Source organism: Nioella sp. (assembly GCF_964229645.1).
Lineage (GTDB): Bacteria > Pseudomonadota > Alphaproteobacteria > Rhodobacterales > Rhodobacteraceae > Nioella.
In genome coordinates this window covers 1-5,035 of sequence record NZ_CAXREX010000233.1, presented here as the reverse complement: position 1 = coordinate 5,035, position 5,035 = coordinate 1, and the positions used below count along the sequence as shown (strand labels likewise).

General features: G+C 65.1%; 6 protein-coding genes. All 6 read left to right on the top strand.

Annotated features, from left to right (window positions below; translation table 11 throughout):
- Positions 1–630, top strand: a 630-nt coding sequence (locus ACEQXV_RS15690) for a thiamine pyrophosphate-dependent enzyme (RefSeq protein ID WP_370269953.1), incomplete at its 5' end; no start/stop codon positions are given.
- 11 nt (positions 631–641) lie between these two features.
- Positions 642–1,547: a myo-inosose-2 dehydratase gene (gene iolE, locus ACEQXV_RS15685; protein ID WP_370269952.1), complete on the top strand. Its 906-nt coding sequence runs from the start codon at positions 642–644 to the stop codon at positions 1,545–1,547.
- A gap of 19 nt (positions 1,548–1,566) precedes the next feature.
- On the top strand, positions 1,567–1,773 hold the full coding sequence (locus tag ACEQXV_RS15680) for a hypothetical protein (protein WP_370252963.1): 207 nt from the start codon (positions 1,567–1,569) through the stop codon (positions 1,771–1,773).
- The gene (gene iolB, locus ACEQXV_RS15675; protein WP_370269950.1) at positions 1,766–2,572 is read left to right on the top strand and encodes a 5-deoxy-glucuronate isomerase; all 807 of its coding nucleotides are present in this window, start codon (positions 1,766–1,768) and stop codon (positions 2,570–2,572) included. Before ACEQXV_RS15680 ends, iolB begins: the two co-directional genes overlap by 8 nt.
- Positions 2,573–2,720: 148 nt before the next feature.
- Entirely contained in the window at positions 2,721–3,539 is an 819-nt protein-coding gene (gene ygiD, locus ACEQXV_RS15670; protein WP_370252959.1) for a 4,5-DOPA dioxygenase extradiol, read from the top strand.
- A gap of 84 nt (positions 3,540–3,623) precedes the next feature.
- The coding region (locus ACEQXV_RS15665; RefSeq protein ID WP_370269949.1) for a DUF2339 domain-containing protein at positions 3,624–5,035 on the top strand (1,412 nt) is incomplete at its 3' end.

Sequence of the window (5,035 nt, the reverse complement as noted above, 5' to 3'; positions counted from 1 at the left end):
GCGGGGCCCGACACGGTGGTGATGTGCGCCGCGGGCACCATGCCGGGCGAGCTGCACAAGCTGTGGAAGGCAGGGCGGCCCGGCAGCTATCACATGGAATACGGCTTCAGCTGCATGGGCTACGAGATCGCTGGCGCGCTTGGCATCTGGATGGCCGAACCGGAGCGCGACATCGTCTGCTTCACCGGTGATGGCACCTACATGATGGCCAATTCGGAACTTGCGACCGCCTGCATGATGGGGGCGAAGTTCACGCTGGTGATCACCGACAACCGGGGCTTCGGCTGCATCAACCGGCTGCAAATGGGCACGGGCGGGGCGGAGTTCAACAACCTGCTGGACACGGCCTATCACGTGAACCCCTCGCAGATCGACTTCGTCGCCCATGCCGCCAGCATGGGGGCCAAGGCCGTGAAAGCCGCGAGCATCGCCGAGCTGGAGGATCATCTGGCGAAGGCCAAAACCCATGACGGCGTCTATGCCATCGTGCTCGACACCGATCCCTATCCCTCGACCCCGCATGGCGGCAGCTGGTGGGAAGTGGGTGTTCCCGAAGTCAGCCCGCGCGCGGAGGTGAACGCCGCCCGCGCCACCTATGAAACCAAGCGCAAGACACAGCGCACCGTCTGAAAGCACACCCCATGAGCGTCAAGATCGGGATCTCTCCCATTGCGTGGCAGAACGACGACCTGCCGGACCTCACCGCCGCCTACACGATGGAGCAGGCCCTGAAAGAAGCCCGTGAGATCGGTTACACCGGCGTCGAGCGCGGCCAGCGCATGCCCCATGATACCGAGGGCTTGCGCAGCTACCTTGAGGCCAATGACATCGCGCTCTGCGGCGGCTGGTGCTCGGGTAATACGCTGATGAACAGTGTGGCCGAGGAATGTGCCGCGATTGGCCAGCAGGTGGACCAGTTTGTCGCCCTGAATGCCCCTTGCATCGTTTATGCCGAATGTTCGAATACCGTACAGGGGATGCAGGGCGTGCCGGTCAACAACCGCCCGAAACTGTCCCGTCACGAGGTGCTGGCCTATGCGGCGAAGCTGACGGAAGTGGCCAAATGGGTGACGGGGCAGGGGATGCCCTTTGCCTATCACCACCACATGGGCTCGATCATCGAGGCCGAGGAGGACGTGAACTGGCTGATGGAAGGGTCTGGGCCCGAGGTGCAGCTCTGCTTCGATACCGGGCACATGCTCTTTGGCGGCGGGGACGTGATGCGGGTGATGAACCGATGGGCCGGGCGCATTGCACATGTTCACTTCAAGGACATCCGCCCCGAGGTGGTTCGGGACGTGCGCGCGCATGACCGCAGCTTTCTCGACGCGGTGATCGCGGGTGCCTTCACCGTGCCGGGCGATGGCTGCATCGACTTCCAGGCGGTGGCCGACAAGCTCAAGGCGATGGACTACGCGGGCTGGATCGTGGTCGAGGCCGAACAGGACCCGGCCAAGGCACCGCCTTACGACTATTCGAAACTGGGCTACGAGCATATCCTGATGGTCTGCGACCGCGCGGGGCTGGAGATCGACCCCCGCGCCTGACCCGAAGGAGCTGCCCGCGATGTTCGACATGGACCACCCGTTCTTCCGCCCGCTCTGGATCCGCATTGCCGTGGTGGCGGTCTGCCTGGGATGGGCCTTGGTGGAACTGATGGGCGGCTCGCCGGGATGGGCAATGATCTTCGGCGCGCTTGGCGCCTACGCAGGCTGGAGCTTCTTCGTGGGCGGGACCCCGCGCGAAGACAGGAACGAGGACGACAATGGCTGACCTTCTGTGCAAACCCTTCGGCACCCATGGCAAGGTGCACCAGATCACGCCTGCCAGCGCGGGCTGGCGCTACGTTGGCTTCTCGCTTTACCGGCTGCGGCCGGGCGACGTTGTGGGCGAGACAACCGGCGAAACCGAGGTCATCCTCGTGATGGTCGAAGGCAAGGCGAAGATCAGCGGCGCCGGACAGGACTGGGGCGAGCTTGGCGACCGGGTGGACGTCTTCGAGAAGACCCCGCCCCAGTGCCTCTACCTGCCCAATGGCTCCGGGTGGCAGGCCGAGGCCACCACCGAGTGCACGATCGCGGTCTGTGCGGCGCCCGGACAGGGGGGGCACCCGGCCCGCAGGATCGGGCCCGAGGGCATTACGCTCACCGAACGCGGCAAGGGCACCAACACGCGCTACATCAACAATATCGCGATGGAGGCCGAGGATTATTGCGACAGCCTGCTGGTGACCGAGGTCTTCACCCCGGCGGGCCACTGGTCGAGCTACCCAAGCCACCGCCACGACGAGGACGATTTCCCGCGCATCACCTATCTTGAGGAAACCTACTACCACCGCCTCAACCCCGCCCAGGGCTGGGGCGTGCAGCGGGTCTATACCGAGGATGGTTCTCTCGACGAAACCATGGCCGTTCAGAACGGGGATGTTGTCCTCGTGCCCCGCGGCCATCATCCCTGCGGCGCGCCCTACGGGTTCGAGATGTATTACCTCAACGTCATGGCAGGCCCCCGCCGGAACTGGAGGTTCGTCCCCGACCCCGCGTCGGAATGGATCATGAAACGGGACGCATGAGCCAACCTGAGGCCCCTTTCGCACGGGCGCCCTGCGCTGGCTCACATATCGGGCACTGGTGATAGGGTTCTTGAAGGGCGATATGGGGGCAACGGTCATCGGGTAGTCCGGTGGACCGAGCTTTTCCAGAGTAGAAGGAGGGTGCGCTATGTCCGTGGCCCAATCCCTGCAATCGCTTCGTGACAGCCTGCCCAAGTCGGCCAGGATGCCCGTCGTCTTCCTGGGCCATGGCAGCCCGATGAACGCGATCGAGGACACCGAATATGCCCGCGGCTGGACCGCGCTCGGCGCAGCCCTGCCGCGACCGCAGGCAATTCTCGTCGTTTCGGCGCATTGGATGACACGGGGCACGACCCTGGTCGATGTCTCGGCCATGCCCCGCACGATCCATGACTTCTACGGTTTCCCGCAGGAGCTCTACCAGCAACGTTATCCTGCCCCCGGCGCGCCGGACCTGGCCGCGGAAGTGACCACGCTTCTGGCCAGCCACCATGCCGAGGGCGATGATACCTGGGGGCTCGATCACGGGGCCTGGTGCGTGCTGAAGTTCCTCTATCCCGATGCGGATGTGCCGGTGTTCCAGATCTCGCTCGACATGACCAAGGACCTAGACTGGCACCTTGAAACCGGGCGGCTGCTGTCGGACCTGCGGGACCGGGGCGTGCTGATCCTGGGCAGCGGCAATATCGTGCACAACCTGCGCACCATGCGCATGGGCGCCGGGGCCTTCGATTGGGCAGAGGCGTTTGACAGCGGCTTCTCCAGCAAGCTGGCCGATCGCGACCTGGCCGGTCTGGCAGACCGGCAGGGCATGGGCAGCCTTCTGTCCATGGCGCATCCGACCGTGGACCATTACCTGCCAGCGCTGACCATCGCGGGGGCCTCCGACGCACGTGACCAGTTGACCTTCATGAATGAAGGCATCGACCTGGGCAGCGTGTCCATGCGGAGCTTCGTGTTCCACTGATCCCGAAACCCGGGGCCGCCGGGCCCCGGAGCGCCGCTTGACCTAGATCATGACAGGCAGCGGAAAAAAGGGCATCTTAACCCCATGGGTGGCCTCATTGCACTTTTGGTGATCTTCCTGGGCTATGTGATCGTCTTTCCGATTCTTCTCGGATTGAAGATCGCACAGCTGAGCGAGCGCATTCAGGCCCTCGAGGCCCAGTTGCGGGGAAGCGACGCGCCTGAAGGGCCACAGGATGCGCCAGCGAGCCTCCAGATCTACCGTGACTTGGACGATGCCTTGACCCAGGGCGATCTGTCCGAACCGCAGCCACTGGAAGACAGGCCCCCCGCGCAGTTCCTGACAGAGGACGCCGAGCGGGAAGAGCCCGGTGAGGAGCATACGCCCGAGGCCGATGGCCCCTGGTCGGGCCGAGCCGACAAAGGGACGCGCGCACCCAAACAACCGCTCATGGGGCCGGCCTGGCCCGGGATGCGCGATCACGTATCGTCGAACTGGATGGTCTGGGTGGGCGGTCTGGCGCTTGGGCTCAGCGTCGTGTTCCTGTTCCGCTACGCGGTGGACCAGGGGTGGCTGACGCCGCTTGCGCGCGTGGTCATGGGGTTGATCTTCGGTGGGCTGATGCTGTCAGCCGGCGAATGGGTGCGCGCGCGCCCCGTGAAGGCACTCGAACGCGCCATCAAGACCGATTTCATTCCGCCCATCCTGACCGGCACGGGCGTGTTCGCGGTGTTCGTCTCTCTCTACGCGGCCCACGCGCTCTACGGGCTTCTCGGACCCACCACGGGCTTCGTCGCGCTTGGTCTGACGGCCTATTCCGGCCTCGCCCTGTCGCTGCGCCATGGGGCGCTTGTGGGCCTGATCGGGCTTGTCGCCGGATATCTGGTCCCGGGCCTGGTCAGTGCCCCCGAGTCCGCCGCCCTGCCGCTCTTTCTCTATCTCTTCGTGCTCTCGGCAGGCTGCCTGGCGGTCATGCATTGGTGCAGGTGGTGGGCCTTCGCCTACCTGACCATCGCAGGCGCCTATCTGTGGCCGGCACTCTACATGTTGATGGATTTTGGGCTGGCCGACCAAGGCATCCTGTCGGCCTACGCCCTTGGGCTTGCCGCGCTCTTTGCCCTTCTCGCGACGGATCTGCCGGTGAAAATGCCCGGTACGGCCTTGGTGCGGTTCGTGGCGACCGTCCTGACCCGGTCGTCGGGTGTCGGGGTCACGGGCGCGGGCCTGCTGCTTTTGTGGCTTGCCGACGCGTCAGGATACAACGGCGCGGCTTTCGTCATGATCGGCCTTTACGGGGCGCTGGCCCTCGGGCTTGGTGCGTGGCGGGACCAGTTGGAAGGTCTTGTGCCCGTCGCGGCCCTGGCGGCGCTTGCCGTGGTGCTGATCTGGCCGCAGCCCTGGCAGGTATCCGAGCCTGAGGCCCTGCAAGAGCTTGGCCGCGCCAGCGGGGGAACCGCCCTGTGGCGCTACGTGATCCCGGCCGAGTTCACCGCCTT

What these genes read in the sequence shown, in the direction of transcription:
- iolB (WP_370269950.1), top strand. Translation starts at nt 1,766, where the DNA reads ATGGCTGACCTTCTGTGCAAACCCTTCGGCACCCATGGCAAGGTGCAC.
- iolE (WP_370269952.1), top strand. Translation starts at nt 642, where the DNA reads ATGAGCGTCAAGATCGGGATCTCTCCCATTGCGTGGCAGAACGACGAC.
- ACEQXV_RS15680 (WP_370252963.1), top strand. Translation starts at nt 1,567, where the DNA reads ATGTTCGACATGGACCACCCGTTCTTCCGCCCGCTCTGGATCCGCATT.
- ygiD (WP_370252959.1), top strand. Translation starts at nt 2,721, where the DNA reads ATGTCCGTGGCCCAATCCCTGCAATCGCTTCGTGACAGCCTGCCCAAG.